Source organism: Pseudotabrizicola sp., assembly GCF_030684215.1.
In the GTDB taxonomy this organism is placed as follows: domain Bacteria; phylum Pseudomonadota; class Alphaproteobacteria; order Rhodobacterales; family Rhodobacteraceae; genus Pseudotabrizicola.
The window spans coordinates 14266-27760 of record NZ_JAUXOV010000038.1; the positions used below are offsets into that span (position 1 = coordinate 14266).

Here is a 13495-nt window from a genome sequence, read left to right on the forward strand (position 1 = left end):
TCAAAAGGATACTATTCATGCTGACGATCTATGGCGTTTACCGTTCCCGCGCGATCCGCCCGCTTTGGGTGCTGGAAGAATGTGGCGCACCCTTTACCCATGTGCCGGTGATACAGGCCTACCGCCTGACAGGCACATCCACACCGGGCGCCCCGCTGAACACAGCAATGCCGGACTACCTCGCCGTCAACCCGCTGGGTCAGGTGCCTGCCATGCGCGACGGCGCCCTGCTGCTGAGTGAATCCCTCGCTATCTGCCTGCATATCGCACGCAAATACGGAGGCACCCTGGGCCCCGCATCGGATGACGAGGCCTCGGTGATGGAACAATGGGCACTGTTTGCAGCAACAGCCGTGGAGCCCGCAGCTATCGAAATCCTGTATACTGGCCGCGATGGACAAGCCGACACGCCAACAGGCCAAGGCATCATCCGCCTCGCCGCCGAAAAACTCAAACGCCCCCTCGCCCGGCTGGAGTCGCATCTGGCGACCAGCGACTGGCTGATGAACCGCTTTACCGTCGCCGACATCATGGTCGCCGAATGCTTGCGCTACGGCCAGTCCTATGGCCCACTGCTCAGTGATTTCCCCAAAACTGCCCGCTGGCTCAGTGCAGCCCAAAGCCGACCGGCGTTCAACACTGTCTGGTCAAAGCGCGCAGCGGAACCCGAGTAGGGCGGCCCCCCCCGCGCTTCGCGCTCCTCTCCCCGGAGAATTCTTGCCAAGATGAATGACCAAGACAAAGTCTCGCTTTCATCTTGGCGCAAATACTCCCAAGCGGAGCGCAGCCCCGAGAAGACGCGGCGCAGCCCGCGCGACGAGATAAAAACAATGCGGCGCAGCCGCTCAATCAGATCATGCGTCGTCAGGCAGATCAACCGTGGTCAGGCAGGGCTTCGCGCCAGTCGTGGGCATCGTGAAAACCAAGCACATCGCGGATCTTGCGGTTCGACATCAGGCTGTCCCATGGGCCAAGCTTTTCGGTAACCGGCACATTGGGGAAAAACCGAGCCAGCAGGTCTGCGTTGGGAATGTTCATGCCGTTGGTCGAGTTGCAGGCGTTAAACACCTGATAGCCCAGACCATCATTTTTCAGGCACAAATCAACGATCTGCCCCAGATCGCGGGCATCGACATAATTGAACGCATTTCTGCGCCGCACCTCGGGGGTGGCAAAATACTGCGGGAACAGGGTTTCATATTCGTGGGGTTCTACCACATTGCCAATCCGCAGCGCGTAGATATCGGCACCCGACCGCTGGGCAAAGCTGCGCGCTGTGACTTCGTTCACCTTCTTTGACGTGCCGTAGGTATCCATCGGGTCGATGTCATAGTCCTCGGTCAGCGGGAGCCTATGCGGGTCTGTCACCCCATCGGCAAAGCAGATGCCATAGGTGGTCTCGGATGACGCTACAATCACCTTGCGGATGCCCAGCTTCACCGCTGCCTCGATCACGTTATAGGTGCCCACCACGTTCACCCGCCACGTTTCGGTATCGGGGCACATCATCATGCGCGGCACGGCGGCAAAATGCACAACTGCATCAAACGCCCGCGCGCCCTGCCCGGTTTCCAGCTCGTCATACCCCGCATGGGAATTTAGCGCCGAATAGACCTGGCCCGCATCGGTGATATCGCCCAGCAGATCATGCACCCCAGCCCCGCCCAACGGCACACGGTCAAAATTCAGCACCCTGTGCCCCTGCGCCACCAGATACGGGATCACATGTTTTCCCGCCTTGCCTGATCCGCCCGTGAAAAATACCCGCATGCCATTTCCTCCCTGTTGCGCCCCAAGACCTAGGGCAGGCGGACTGCCCTGACAATGCCCCAACATCTTGCGTCCCCCGCCCTGCAGGTGATCTAATGCACGCACGCCCTGACCCAGAACAAGAATCGAGCATGCCATGGCCAACGACCTACTGTCCGCAGCGACACCCACCTATGATGCGTCCTCCATCGAGGTGCTCGAAGGGTTGGAGCCTGTCCGCAAGCGTCCTGGCATGTATATCGGCGGCACCGATGAGCGCGCCCTGCACCACCTTGTCGCCGAAATCCTTGATAACGCGATGGATGAGGCGGTCGCAGGTCACGCCACCCGCATCGAGATTGAACTGCAGATCGGAAATACCGTCACCATCCGCGACAACGGCCGCGGCATCCCGGTAGATCCGCACCCGAAATTCCCCGGCAAATCCGCACTCGAAGTCATTCTGTGCACCCTGCATGCAGGCGGCAAGTTTGGCGGCGACGCCTATGCCACCTCGGGCGGTCTGCACGGAGTGGGCGCATCAGTGGTCAACGCGCTGTCGGACCACATGCGGGTGGAAGTCGCCCGCAACCGCGAGCTTTACGTGCAGGAGTTTTCACGCGGCATCCCGCAAGGCCCGGTCACAAAGGTCGGCCCCGCCCCTAACCGGCGCGGTACCACAGTTACCTTCCACCCCGACCCGGAAATCTTCGGCAGCCTGATGCTAAAGCCCGCCCGCATGCTCAAGGCAGCGCGGTCAAAGGCTTATTTGTTCTCCGGCGTGGAAATCCGCTGGAAAACCGCTGTCAACGATGGGGAAACCCCGCTGGAAGCCACCTTCCACTTCCCCGGCGGCCTTGCCGATTACCTGACCGACACACTCGCGAAATCCACCACCTACGCCGACCGCCCCTTTGCCGGCAAAGTCGGCTTTACCGAGAAATTCAACGTCCCCGGCTCGGTCGAATGGGCGATCAACTGGACCCCTGCCCGCGACGGCTTCATCCAGTCCTACTGTAACACCGTCCCCACCCCCGAAGGCGGCACCCACGAGAGCGGCTTCTGGGCCGCCATCCTCAAAGGCATCCGTGCCTATGGTGAGCGGGTCAAGAACCGCAAGGCCGATCAGATCACCCGCGACGACCTCCTGACCGGGGGCTGCGCCCTGGTGTCGTGCTTCATCCGCGAGCCACAATTCGTGGGCCAGACCAAGGACCGCCTGGCGACCGAGGAAGCCGCGCGCTTTGTCGAACTGGCCGTGCGCGACCACTTTGATACATGGCTGGCGGCAGATCCGAAATCGGCGGGCGCGATCCTCGATTTCCTGATCCTGCGCGCGGATGAGCGTCTGCGTCGCCGGATGGAGAAAGAAACCGCCCGCAAATCCGCGACCAAAAAACTGCGCCTGCCCGGCAAGCTGACCGATTGCACCGCGAAAAACCGCGAGGGCACCGAGCTGTTCATTGTCGAGGGCGACTCGGCGGGCGGCTCCGCCAAAGGCGCCCGCTCGCGCGAAACGCAGGCGCTGTTGCCGCTCAAGGGCAAGATCCTGAACGTGCTGGGCGCGGCCTCAAATAAGCTGCATGACAATTCAGAGATCCGCGACATCTGCGAGGCACTTGGCGTCCAGATGGGCACCAAATTCAACGTCGACGATCTGCGCTATGACAAGATCATCATCATGACTGACGCCGATGTTGACGGCGCCCATATCGCCAGCCTGCTGATGACGTTTTTCTTTACCCAGATGCGCCCGCTGATCGACAAGGGTCACCTGTATCTGGCCTGCCCCCCACTTTACCGGCTGACCCAAGGCGCGCGCCGGATGTATGTGGCAGATGACGTCGAAAAAGACATCTGGCTTGCCAAGGGGTTGGGCGGAAAGGGTAAAATCGACGTACAACGGTTCAAAGGTCTGGGCGAGATGGACGCCAAAGACCTGAAAGAAACCACGATGAACCCCGCCAGCCGCAAACTGATCCGCGTGACGATTGACGAGGATGAACCGGGGATGACGGGTGATCTGGTGGAACGCCTGATGGGCAAAAAACCGGAACTGCGCTTTCAGTATATTCAGGAGAATGCTCGGTTTGTGGAGGAGTTGGATGTTTGAGGGGGGCCTCCAATGCGGACAATAAAGCGATCAGATACAAGCGCGATGCGCTTACCGAAATTTTGGATCAATAGCCGAGAGTTAGTCGAAATCTTCATAAAAGCGGAATCTCCTGACACTCCAATCAAAGCAGAGATCGAAAAAATTCCCAATGAGATAATTTTGCTTGAGGGAAGCAAGGATTTCATGGAAAACAACCACCTGTTTTCCCTCAATTTTACCGCTTCGATCGGAAGCGTAAGAATTAAAAAAAATAAGTATTCCAAGGAAATTGAGTTTAAAGAGGATGATCGCGCTCTAGCATATTCGATTGCATCAGAACTTGAGACACACGAACCGTGGTGGCAAAATTTCCACGATGCCCGGACGTATTGGAGTGCAATCTCGATTTGTTCAGCCGTTTTACTGATTTTCTCCGCAAATTACACCTTCTCCGAGTTTGTGGTCGCACTTATAATTGGAGTGATATTAGTCACTATAATCACATTTACTTTTGAAAACCGTTTATTTATACCAAAAGTATTTTCGAGAAAACAAGATAATTTTTGGAGCCGAAACAAGGACCGGATAGTTTGGTTGGTATTAGGTGCCGCAGGAACTCATTTTGTAGCAAATTTTGATAAAATATCGGACATACTCAAGGGGCTGAATGATTAAATTAAAGATGCATTGTATTTTGTGGTGGCGACGGGCTGGTCACACGCTGCCACCTTTGCGCTCTTCGCGGCACCTTGGGGAAAAAGTGAAAAAGCTTTATGGGCTGACGCCACAGCCCTCGAAAGGGTCCTTAAGCTTTCACCGATAAACGCACCCACCGAACCACCGCCAACTCCGCTCCACCTTGCCTTCCCTCCCCCAAACCCCCATCTTAATCCCACAGGCTCCGCCCCAACCACCGGGGCACCCCTGATGCCTGCTGCGCCCATGGGGCCAGTGTGCAGCGATCCTTCCGGCATGGGCTGGCGGGAACCTCGGCAGGAAAGGGAACGCCATGGGAAAAGAGAAAAACAAGGGCAACAAGGAAACCAAAAAGCCCAAGAAAGAGGTTGTCAAGGTTCTGGCCACCGCCAATTCGGGGTTGTCCAAGGATGGCACCACCATTGCGGGCAAGCGGGTCAAATAGGCCCGGTGTGGTAGGGCGGGGTTTACCCCGCCTTCCCCCCAACCAATGCACCCCCTGCCACACGCCAACGTGATCATGCGCCACACCCAACCGCGCTACCCTTGAGCCATGCGATGGATGATCCCCCTGTTGTTCCTGACTCTGCCCGCCCTCGCGCAAGAGGTGGATCTGGAGCTTGTGCTGCTGGCCGACGCCTCCGGCTCGATTGATCAGGAAGAGATCGAGTTCCAGCGTCAGGGCTACGCCACAGCAATCACCCACCCCGATGTGCTTTACGCCATCTCATCCACCCTCACCGGGACCATTGCAGTCACCTATGTCGAATGGGCGGCCAACCAGGTGGTGGTGGTGGACTGGGCGGTGATTGACGGGCCAGAGGCGGCGCAAGACTTCGCCGCCCGCCTGCTGATACCGCCGCGCCTTGCCACTGGCCGCAACGCGATTGGTGCTGCGCTGTTGGAGGGAAAGCGGCTGATCGAGGACAACCAGATCACCAGCCTGCGCCAAGTGATCGACTTTTCCAGCGACTCGGTCGGTAATTTCTCTGGCCCCCGTATTGCGGATGCGCGCGCCGAGGTGCTGGCGGCAGGCATCACCATCAACGGCCTGCCCATCCTGCGCGATGGTCGCGCGCAGGATCTTGCGCTGGCCTATGAGGCCATGATCATCGGCGGCCCCGGTGCTTTCGTCGTGGCTGCCACCAGCCGTGACACATTTGCCGCCGCCGTTCGTCGCAAACTGGTGCTGGAGATTGCAGGGACGCCCAAGGGGATGGACCTGGCCCAAGCGGATCAGTCCTGATTACTTGACCTGAAGCCTTTGCAAATGCTCGGCAATCTGAACCAGCCTGATCGGCGTGGGCGTCATGATGCCATCTCCCCCGTCATAAGGCACCGTCTCGCTGTCGAGCAGGGGGCCAAAGTTTGGCATCACGCCGTCGGCCTTGCCGCCCGTATATCCCCAGATCTTGGCCATGACCTGCGTCGTCGGAAAGGTGCCGCCATTGCGCCGCGCCAGCCGGGTCAGATCGGCAGGGCGTTTTGACAGGGTGGCTGCCACCTCGCCACTACCCTTGCCAGAGATCCCATGACAGCTGGCACAGAAATCGGTAAAGTCCTGCTCCCCGGTCGGCACAGGTTCTGGCGTCGCTGCAATCACACAGGCCCCAAGGGCAAGCGCTGCGAACGTGGAAATGATGGGCAACGACTGCGCCATGGCGGTCTCCTTTTCGGAATTGACCCATAGGGTGACAGGGCCGCCGCCCTAGCACAAGGCCTCAGGCGACGCGCCCCTGATCAAGCCGCACAATCCGGTCCATCCGGGCCGCAAGCTCCATGTTATGGGTGGCGATCAGGGCCGCCAGCCCGGTCGCGCGCACCAGATCCATCAGCGCGCCGAAGACCTGATCCGAGGTTGCCGGATCAAGGTTTCCCGTCGGCTCATCGGCCAACAACAAGCGCGGCGCATTGGCCATGGCGCGGCAGAACGCCACCCGCTGCTGCTCGCCACCAGACAGGGCCGCCGGGCGGTGATCGGCGCGCGGCCCCACCCCAACGCGGGTCAGCAGATCCATCGCGCGGGCCTTTGCCACTGCCTCATCCACCCCATTGGCAAGCTGCGGAATCACAATGTTTTCCAGCGCCGAAAACTCGGGCAGCAGGTGGTGGAACTGGTAGATAAAGCCGACATCGGCGCGGCGCACCTCGGTCCTTGTTTTGTCGGCCAGCCCGTTCATCTCGCGCCCGTTAAGCCGCACCTGCCCGGCATCGGGCGTGTCCAGAAGCCCAGCAATGTGCAGCAACGTCGACTTCCCCGCGCCCGAGGGTGCCACCAGCGCCACCACCTCACCCGGCTTGACCGCCAGCGTCGCCCCGCGCAGGACCATCACTTCTGACGGTTTCCCTGCGTTGTACGTCTTCTCGATCCCCGAAAGATCCAGTGCCAGTTCACTCATAGCGCAGCGCCTCCACCGGGTTCATCCGGGCGGCACGGCGGGCCGGAAAGATCGTGACAATGAACGACAGGCCCAACGACAGCGACACGGCAGACAGCACATCAGCCAGCTGGAGCTTGGCGGGCAGTGCATAAATGCCCCGGATCGACGGATCCCAGACCCCGCCGCCCGCCAGATAGTTCACCGCCGAAAAGATCGGGTCGATATACAGCGCGAACAGGCAGCCCAGAACCACGCCAAGCACGGTGCCGACAATCCCGGTGAACGCGCCGCACATGAAGAAAATCCGCAACACAGCGCCTTCGGTCAGGCCAATGGTCCGCAAGATGCCAATGTCGCGGCCTTTGTTTTTCACCAACATGATCAGGCCCGAAATGATGTTCATCGTGGCGATCAGCACAAGGATCGACAGGATAACGAACATGATGTTGTCCTCGACATCCAACGCACGCAAAAACGCGCCCGATGAGTCGCGCCATGTCCACAGGATCGCGTCATCGCCCCCCGCTTGCAGCAAGGGCCCGGCATAGCGGTCGATCGCATCGGGCTGACTGACCATCACCTCAAACTCATCGGCGAGGCCTTCTCGGTTGAAATAGCTCTGCGCCTCGGCAAAGGGCATATAGAGCCGGGTCTTGTCGATGTCATAGCGCCCAGCAGTGAAGATATAGACCACTTCATAGGCATTGACGCGCGGGCTGCTGCCAAAGGCGGTTTTCACCCCATCGGGAGAGATCACACGCACCCGTTCGCCCACCGTCACCCCAAGTTCGCGCGCGAGAACCGACCCGATGGCCACGCCCTCGTCAAACCGCTCGATATCGCCATAGGCATCGGCGCCCAGACCAACACGCGGAATGGATTTGAGGTCATCCGCCGACAGGCCGTAAACCTCGGCCCCGTTGGTCGCGCCTTGACTGGCGACCATGACTTGGCCCCGGATCATCGGCGCGGCCCGGGTGACGCCCGGCACAGCCGCCAAAGCGGCGGCCCGTTCGGTGTAATCAGAAAAGCCCTTGATCAGATTGCCATATTCATCCGCCCGCCCAGCGGAATAGACGGTCACATGGGCATTCGCGCCAAGGATGGTGTCAACAAACTCGGCCCTGAACCCGGCCCGCACCGACAGCGTGGCAATCAGCGCAAACACGGCCAAAGTAATGCCGATCAAGCTGATCCAGGTCATCACGCTGACCCCACCTTCGGCTTTTTTGGCACGCAAGTAGCGCCATGCAATCATCCGTTCAAAGCGGGAAAAGGGGGCTGTCTGGGGCATATCTGCTCTGTCTTTGTTCGCGCGGACAGTGTCGCCAGACGCGGACGGCGTCAAGGCTTGGCGGCCCGGTACGCGCTCACTTCGGCGGGATGCGCGCCTCAGCCCACCGCAATTGCAATGGCGGCAAAGTGCAGCCCCGCCGCAACCGCCACGCACAGATGCCAAATTGCGTTGTGAAACCGCAGCCGGTGCCATTTGTAAAACGCGACCCCACCAACATAGGCAAGCCCACCCAGCACGATCAGCCACAGCGACACACCCGGCAAAGACTCGCGCGCGGGCCCGATGGCCAGCACCCCCATCCAGCCCAGCGCAATATAGGCCAGCACCGACAGCCGGTCATACCGTCCCGGCAGCGCCAGCTTGACGACAACACCCAGCACCGCCCCGGCCCAAACCACGGCCCCCAGCGCCCAGACCATCAATGACGGATCAAACTGCGCAAGAATCGCCGTATATGTCCCTGCAATCATGACATAAATCGCCGAGTGGTCAAACCTGCGCAACATCCATTTCAAGGCAGAGGGCGGCGCCATGTTATAGGCCAGCGAAAAACCAAACATCAGGAAAAATCCGGCTGCGTAAACCGCCAGCGCGGCAAACAGGCCGAATTCGGCCCGCACCAGCACATGATAGAGCAGCGCTGAAAAAGAAATAAGGCCGACCAGCAAGGCCAGCGTGTGCACCACACCATCTGCCACCAATTCGCCAAGAGTGAACGCGCGTTTCATCATTCTGGGGTGGTCGCTGGGCAATGACATGGCAAATCCGAGTTAAGGGCGCTCTTTAAGATCGCCCTCAGGCGTGCCGCGTCAATCCACCAGTGGTCTGACGTTGCGTCAGCGCGCCGCCCAGAGCAGCCCGCGCTTCATCAGTTCGGCCGCAGAGCCATGCTCGATGACGTTGGCCTGATGGCCCAGCGCGTTGTAATAAACCCGCCCCTGCCCCCAACGCTTGGTAAAGACCACCGGCATCTGAACCGGGCCGTTGGGCGAATGTGGGCCTTCGACAAGCGGGAAGTCGCAAACGGCATGAACCTTCACCGCTGGGTCGATGTGCAGATAGTATTGCTCTGTCTCGACCCCGAAATCACCGATCCCCGCCACCAGCGCATCGTCGCTGACCATCCGCACATCGTAGCGCACGCCATCATCTCCCGGATGCGCCACCCATTGCGCCCCGGTCATGAACTGCCATGTCACGTTGGCACGAAAGGCATCGCACATCCCGCCATGACATCCCGCCAGCCCAACGCCCGCCGCGACCGCAGCCGCGGCGTGCTCTGCCTGTTCTTTGCCGATCTCTGACATCGTCCAGACCGGCACGATCAGGCTAAGCTCCTCCAGCCGCGCCGGATCATCAAAGCAGGTCAGCGTGTCGGTGACCTCTACCTCCATGCCAGCCTCTCGCAGCCATCCGGCAAACAGAGCCGCCACCACATCCGGCTGATGCCCGTCCCATCCGCCCCAAGTGATCAGTGCGCGTGCCATGTTGTCCCCTTCATCTTGGCCCGAATACTCTCGGGGGCTGCCCTCAGCGATGCGCCTCGTAAATCTGCGCGATCCGGTCCACAGCGGCCTCGGCCGACATCTCCTCGGAAACGCCTGTGCGGCGGTTGGTCAGTTCCACCACGCCATTGGCCAGTCCGCGCGGGCCAACGGTGATGCGCCACGGCAGGCCGATCAGGTCCATCGTGGCAAACTTTGCGCCAGCGCGTTCCTCGCGATCATCGTACAATGCCTCCAGCCCCTTGGCCGCCAGCGCCTTATACAACCCTTCGCAGGCCAGATCGGTGCTGGCATCCCCTTGCTTGAGGTTCACAATCCCAACCGGGAACGGCGTGACGCCTTCGGGCCAGATAATGCCCTTGTCGTCATGGCTCGCCTCAATGATCGCGCCCAGCAGGCGGCTTACGCCGATCCCATGCGAGCCCATTTCCACTGGCACTTTGGACCCGTCAGGCGTGACCACAGTGGCGCCCATTGCTTCTGAATACTTTGTGCCGAAGTAGAAAATCTGCCCCACCTCGATGCCTCGGCCCACCTTGCGGCGCTCTTCCGGGATCTGGTCGAACAGGGCGGCATCGTGGGTCTCGTCCGTGCGGGCGTATAGCGCGGTGAACTCGCCGCAAATCCCGGCCACCTCGGCGCGATTGTCGAAATCGACCTCGCGTTCGCCCAGCTTCAGATCAGTCACGGCAGCATCATAGAACACCTCGGACTCGCCGGTGCTGGCCAGCACGAGGAACTCATGGGTGTTGTCGCCACCGATCGGGCCGCTCGCCGCACGCATCGGAATGGCGGTCAGGCCCATGCGTTCATAGGTCCGCAGGTAGCTGACCATGTGACGGTTATAGGCATGCAAGGCTGCATCCTTGTCGATGTCGAAGTTATAGCCGTCCTTCATCAGAAACTCGCGCCCGCGCATCACGCCAAACCGGGGCCGCATCTCGTCGCGGAACTTCCACTGGATGTGATACAGTGTCATCGGCAGGTCTTTGTAGCTTCCGACATGGGAGCGGAAGATGTCGGTGATCATCTCCTCATTGGTGGGCCCGAACAGCATGTCGCGGTCATGCCGGTCCTTGATCCGCAGCATTTCCTGTCCGTAATCATCATAGCGCCCGGACTCGCGCCACAGGTCGGCGGGCTGCAGGGTCGGCATCAACAATGGAATATGCCCGGCACGCGCCTGTTCCTCATGCACGATCTGCTCAATGCGCTTCAACACCCGATACCCCAGCGGCAGCCAGGAATAGATGCCCGCCGCCTGCTGCTTGATCATGCCTGCCCGCAGCATGTAGCGGTGACTGACGATCTGGGCCTCGGAGGGGTTTTCCTTGAGGACGGGGAGGAAGTATCGGGAGAGACGCATGAGGGGCGGCCTATCGCTAAAATGGGGTCCAAGGGTTCCTAGCCGCTTCGCGACAGTCAGGCAAGGGCACAGCCTGTTCCCCTTGTGTTACACGCTATGGCCATTTTTGTTATCAATGGCTTACGCATATCAATTTAATCCATTGATAAGATTTGAGGAATAGGGGGCGGCCCTTGCACCGGGGATGATGCAGGCCGCAAGTATCGCGGGTCCGGGGGTTTGGATGAGTGTGCCCATGATGACGCTGCCAAGTGCACCTCAGACTTTCGTAGACATTGTTCACGGTGGCGGGGCAGATTGTTGGCGGGGCAGATTGGTGGCGGGGGCAGCCGTTGGGCAGGAATGATCATCGCCCCAAGTCAGTTAACTGAGAGTGAAGGGCTGGAAACGCCCGGCCAATCTGCACTTTGGTTGCAGTGCGAGACAAGATTGATACGATGGGGGCCGGGATGACGCCTTTTGCACAGTGGCGGGGTTAACCCCGCCCTACCGGGGGTGATGTCGCAGCACTATATCCTTCTCTGTCTCTGCCCTTGCACAGCGCGGCCTCAAAGGTGATATCTTGCGATGGCACACAAGGGGCGCGCGATGGGACTTCCGATTTCACAGCAGGCGAAATACTGGGGCCTTGCCGCTTTGGTGTTTCTGGTCCTGATGTATCTGATGGGCAACGTCTTGGTCCCGTTTCTCGTGGGCGGAGCGATTGCCTATTTCCTTGACCCCATCGCAGACCGGCTGGAGCGGATGGGCATGAGCCGGGTGGCGGCAACGGCGGTGATCACACTTGTCATGTTTCTGGTTGTGGTGCTGCTGGTTCTCGCGGTCATTCCGACCCTGATCCAGCAGACCGCCGCGCTGGTGAATGCCGCGCCAGAGATTGCGCGCAACCTGCAGACATTTCTGACCGACCGTTTCCCTGACCTGTTGGATGAAACCAGCATCATGCGCAAAACGCTGGCTGATATCGGCGATTTCATCCAGTCAAAGGGCGCTGATCTGGCGCAGGGACTGATCAGCTCGGCCATGTCGGTGCTGTCGGCGGTGATCTTCATTGTCGTGGTGCCGGTGGTGGCGTTCTACCTGCTGCTGGACTGGGACAAGATGGTGGCGCGCATTGATGCGCTGATCCCACGTGACCATGTAGCCACTGTGCGACGGCTGGCGGGCGAGATTGACAAAGTGCTTGCAGGTTTTGTGCGCGGGCAGCTGACGGTCTGTCTGATCGTGGGCGCCTATTATTCGGTCACGCTGATGCTGGCGGGGTTGCAGTTTGGTCTGGTGGTGGGGGCCATCGCCGGAGCGGTCAGCTTTATCCCCTATGTCGGTGCGATCATCGGCGGGATTCTGGCCATTGGTCTGGCGCTGTTTCAGTTTTGGGGCGACTGGCTGGCGATTGGCATTGTTGTCGCAATCTTCGTGATGGGGCAGTTCATTGAGGGCAATATCCTGACACCCAAGCTGGTGGGCAATTCGGTGGGCCTGCATCCGGTCTGGCTTTTGCTGGCACTGTCGGCCTTTGGCTCGCTTCTGGGGTTCGCAGGCATGCTGATCGCGGTGCCTGTTGCTGCGGCGCTTGGGGTGCTGATGCGGTTTGTGACGGCTCAGTATCAGGCCAGCCTGCTGTATAGCGGCGTGGCATCCACCGCTGAAATTCCGCTGCCCGTGGTGCGGGATGAGGATGCGCGGTGACGCGGCAACTGGCCTTTGATCTGCCCCCGCGCGAAGCGTTCCGGCGGGAAGATTTCTTTGCCTCGCCCGCGAATGCGCATGCTTTGGCCGTGATCGGGGGCTGGCACGACTGGCCGGGGCATAAAATGCTTTTGGTGGGGCCTGCGGGGGCCGGCAAGACCCATCTGGCACATATGTGGGCCGAAGATGCCGGGGCCGCGATTGTGTCGGCCGCTGATCTTCCGGGGGCCGATCTTCCGGGACTGGCCGGGGCGGGTGCTGTCGCGGTTGAAAATGCAGACGCGGTTGCAGGTGTGCCCGAGGCCGAAGTGGCACTGTTTCATCTGCACAATCTGGTTGTGCAGCGCGGATCTTTGCTTTTGACCGCGCGCACGCCTGCGCGCGACTGGGGGCTGGCCTTGCCCGATCTGAAAAGCCGGGTCGAGGCGGCGTCAGTTGCGCGACTGGACCCGCCCGATGATGCGCTGTTGTCTGCGGTGCTGGTCAAGCTGTTTGCCGACCGACAGACGGTGGTTCAACCCGCGCTGATCCCGTGGCTGGTGGCGCGCATGGAGCGGTCTATTGATGCAGCGCGCGCGCTGGTTGCGGCGATGGATGCGCGCGCACTGGCACAAGGCAAGCCAATTACCAAGACGACGGCGCAGGGGTTGCTGGACACGGATGATGCCGAATGAGACAGTGTCACAAAAGTGCAATAGTTCCGCAGCATAAGACCCG

At 60.2% G+C, this 13495-nt stretch carries 14 protein-coding genes; 7 read left to right on the forward strand and 7 right to left on the reverse strand.

The genetic code is table 11. From position 1 onward, the window contains the following. Nucleotides 1-17 precede the first annotated feature (17 nt). Nucleotides 18-674 (forward strand): glutathione S-transferase family protein, encoded by a 657-nt coding sequence (locus tag Q8K08_RS06375; RefSeq protein ID WP_304802680.1) that lies wholly within the window; start codon nucleotides 18-20, stop codon nucleotides 672-674. Between the two features lie 199 nt (nucleotides 675-873). Here Q8K08_RS06375 and Q8K08_RS06380 read toward each other — a convergent pair whose 3' ends face one another. Further along, a complete protein-coding gene (locus Q8K08_RS06380) occupies nucleotides 874-1770 on the reverse strand; it encodes an NAD(P)-dependent oxidoreductase (RefSeq protein WP_304802682.1) in 897 nt (298 codons plus the stop codon). Between the two features lie 136 nt (nucleotides 1771-1906). Between Q8K08_RS06380 and parE the strand changes: the two genes are divergently transcribed. The 4 genes from parE (at nucleotide 1907) to Q8K08_RS06400 (ending at nucleotide 5786) form a co-directional block, all read left to right on the forward strand. Beyond that, nucleotides 1907-3862, forward strand: a complete 1956-nt coding sequence (parE, locus tag Q8K08_RS06385; protein ID WP_304802684.1) for a DNA topoisomerase IV subunit B — start codon at nucleotides 1907-1909, stop codon at nucleotides 3860-3862. Nucleotides 3863-3874: 12 nt separating this feature from the next. Further along, nucleotides 3875-4519 carry a hypothetical protein gene (locus Q8K08_RS06390; protein ID WP_305249543.1) on the forward strand — a complete coding sequence of 215 codons (645 nt, stop codon included), beginning with the start codon at nucleotides 3875-3877 and terminating at the stop codon, nucleotides 4517-4519. Between the two features lie 334 nt (nucleotides 4520-4853). Next, on the forward strand, nucleotides 4854-4985 hold the full coding sequence (locus Q8K08_RS06395; protein ID WP_304802689.1) for a hypothetical protein: 132 nt from the start codon (nucleotides 4854-4856) through the stop codon (nucleotides 4983-4985). A 108-nt stretch (nucleotides 4986-5093) separates the two neighbouring features. Beyond that, nucleotides 5094-5786: a DUF1194 domain-containing protein gene (locus tag Q8K08_RS06400; RefSeq protein ID WP_305249544.1), complete on the forward strand. Its 693-nt coding sequence runs from the start codon at nucleotides 5094-5096 to the stop codon at nucleotides 5784-5786. Here Q8K08_RS06400 and Q8K08_RS06405 read toward each other — a convergent pair whose 3' ends face one another. From Q8K08_RS06405 to proS, 6 genes are all read right to left on the reverse strand, one after another. Continuing rightward, entirely contained in the window at nucleotides 5787-6200 is a 414-nt protein-coding gene (locus tag Q8K08_RS06405; protein WP_304802693.1) for a cytochrome c, read from the reverse strand. Nucleotides 6201-6261: 61 nt separating this feature from the next. Then, entirely contained in the window at nucleotides 6262-6939 is a 678-nt protein-coding gene (locus tag Q8K08_RS06410; protein WP_304802695.1) for an ABC transporter ATP-binding protein, read from the reverse strand. Then, nucleotides 6932-8215 (reverse strand): lipoprotein-releasing ABC transporter permease subunit, encoded by a 1284-nt coding sequence (locus Q8K08_RS06415; protein WP_304802697.1) that lies wholly within the window; start codon nucleotides 8213-8215, stop codon nucleotides 6932-6934. The genes Q8K08_RS06410 and Q8K08_RS06415 overlap by 8 nt, the downstream gene beginning before the upstream one ends. Before the next feature lie 98 nt (nucleotides 8216-8313). Further along, entirely contained in the window at nucleotides 8314-8946 is a 633-nt protein-coding gene (locus Q8K08_RS06420; protein WP_305249546.1) for a hemolysin III family protein, read from the reverse strand. 108 nt (nucleotides 8947-9054) lie between these two features. Next, nucleotides 9055-9705 (reverse strand): ThuA domain-containing protein, encoded by a 651-nt coding sequence (locus Q8K08_RS06425; RefSeq protein ID WP_305249547.1) that lies wholly within the window; start codon nucleotides 9703-9705, stop codon nucleotides 9055-9057. Between the two features lie 43 nt (nucleotides 9706-9748). After that, nucleotides 9749-11089, reverse strand: a complete 1341-nt coding sequence (proS, locus tag Q8K08_RS06430; protein ID WP_304802703.1) for a proline--tRNA ligase — start codon at nucleotides 11087-11089, stop codon at nucleotides 9749-9751. Nucleotides 11090-11677: 588 nt separating this feature from the next. Here proS and Q8K08_RS06435 point away from each other — a divergent pair. Further along, nucleotides 11678-12778: an AI-2E family transporter gene (locus Q8K08_RS06435; protein ID WP_304802705.1), complete on the forward strand. Its 1101-nt coding sequence runs from the start codon at nucleotides 11678-11680 to the stop codon at nucleotides 12776-12778. Continuing rightward, nucleotides 12775-13452, forward strand: coding sequence for a chromosomal replication initiator DnaA (locus tag Q8K08_RS06440; protein ID WP_304802708.1), 678 nt, complete (start codon nucleotides 12775-12777; stop codon nucleotides 13450-13452). Before Q8K08_RS06435 ends, Q8K08_RS06440 begins: the two co-directional genes overlap by 4 nt. Nucleotides 13453-13495 lie beyond the last annotated feature (43 nt).

Bases quoted from the DNA above. Each gene is read 5' to 3' on its own strand.
- Q8K08_RS06375 (WP_304802680.1), top strand. From the start codon at position 18: ATGCTGACGATCTATGGCGTTTACCGTTCCCGCGCGATCCGCCCGCTT.
- Q8K08_RS06380 (WP_304802682.1), bottom strand. From the start codon at position 1,770: ATGCGGGTATTTTTCACGGGCGGATCAGGCAAGGCGGGAAAACATGTG.
- parE (WP_304802684.1), top strand. From the start codon at position 1,907: ATGGCCAACGACCTACTGTCCGCAGCGACACCCACCTATGATGCGTCC.
- Q8K08_RS06390 (WP_305249543.1), top strand. From the start codon at position 3,875: ATGCGGACAATAAAGCGATCAGATACAAGCGCGATGCGCTTACCGAAA.
- Q8K08_RS06395 (WP_304802689.1), top strand. From the start codon at position 4,854: ATGGGAAAAGAGAAAAACAAGGGCAACAAGGAAACCAAAAAGCCCAAG.
- Q8K08_RS06400 (WP_305249544.1), top strand. From the start codon at position 5,094: ATGCGATGGATGATCCCCCTGTTGTTCCTGACTCTGCCCGCCCTCGCG.
- Q8K08_RS06405 (WP_304802693.1), bottom strand. From the start codon at position 6,200: ATGGCGCAGTCGTTGCCCATCATTTCCACGTTCGCAGCGCTTGCCCTT.
- Q8K08_RS06410 (WP_304802695.1), bottom strand. From the start codon at position 6,939: ATGAGTGAACTGGCACTGGATCTTTCGGGGATCGAGAAGACGTACAAC.
- Q8K08_RS06415 (WP_304802697.1), bottom strand. From the start codon at position 8,215: ATGCCCCAGACAGCCCCCTTTTCCCGCTTTGAACGGATGATTGCATGG.
- Q8K08_RS06420 (WP_305249546.1), bottom strand. From the start codon at position 8,946: ATGAAACGCGCGTTCACTCTTGGCGAATTGGTGGCAGATGGTGTGGTG.
- Q8K08_RS06425 (WP_305249547.1), bottom strand. From the start codon at position 9,705: ATGGCACGCGCACTGATCACTTGGGGCGGATGGGACGGGCATCAGCCG.
- proS (WP_304802703.1), bottom strand. From the start codon at position 11,089: ATGCGTCTCTCCCGATACTTCCTCCCCGTCCTCAAGGAAAACCCCTCC.
- Q8K08_RS06435 (WP_304802705.1), top strand. From the start codon at position 11,678: ATGGGACTTCCGATTTCACAGCAGGCGAAATACTGGGGCCTTGCCGCT.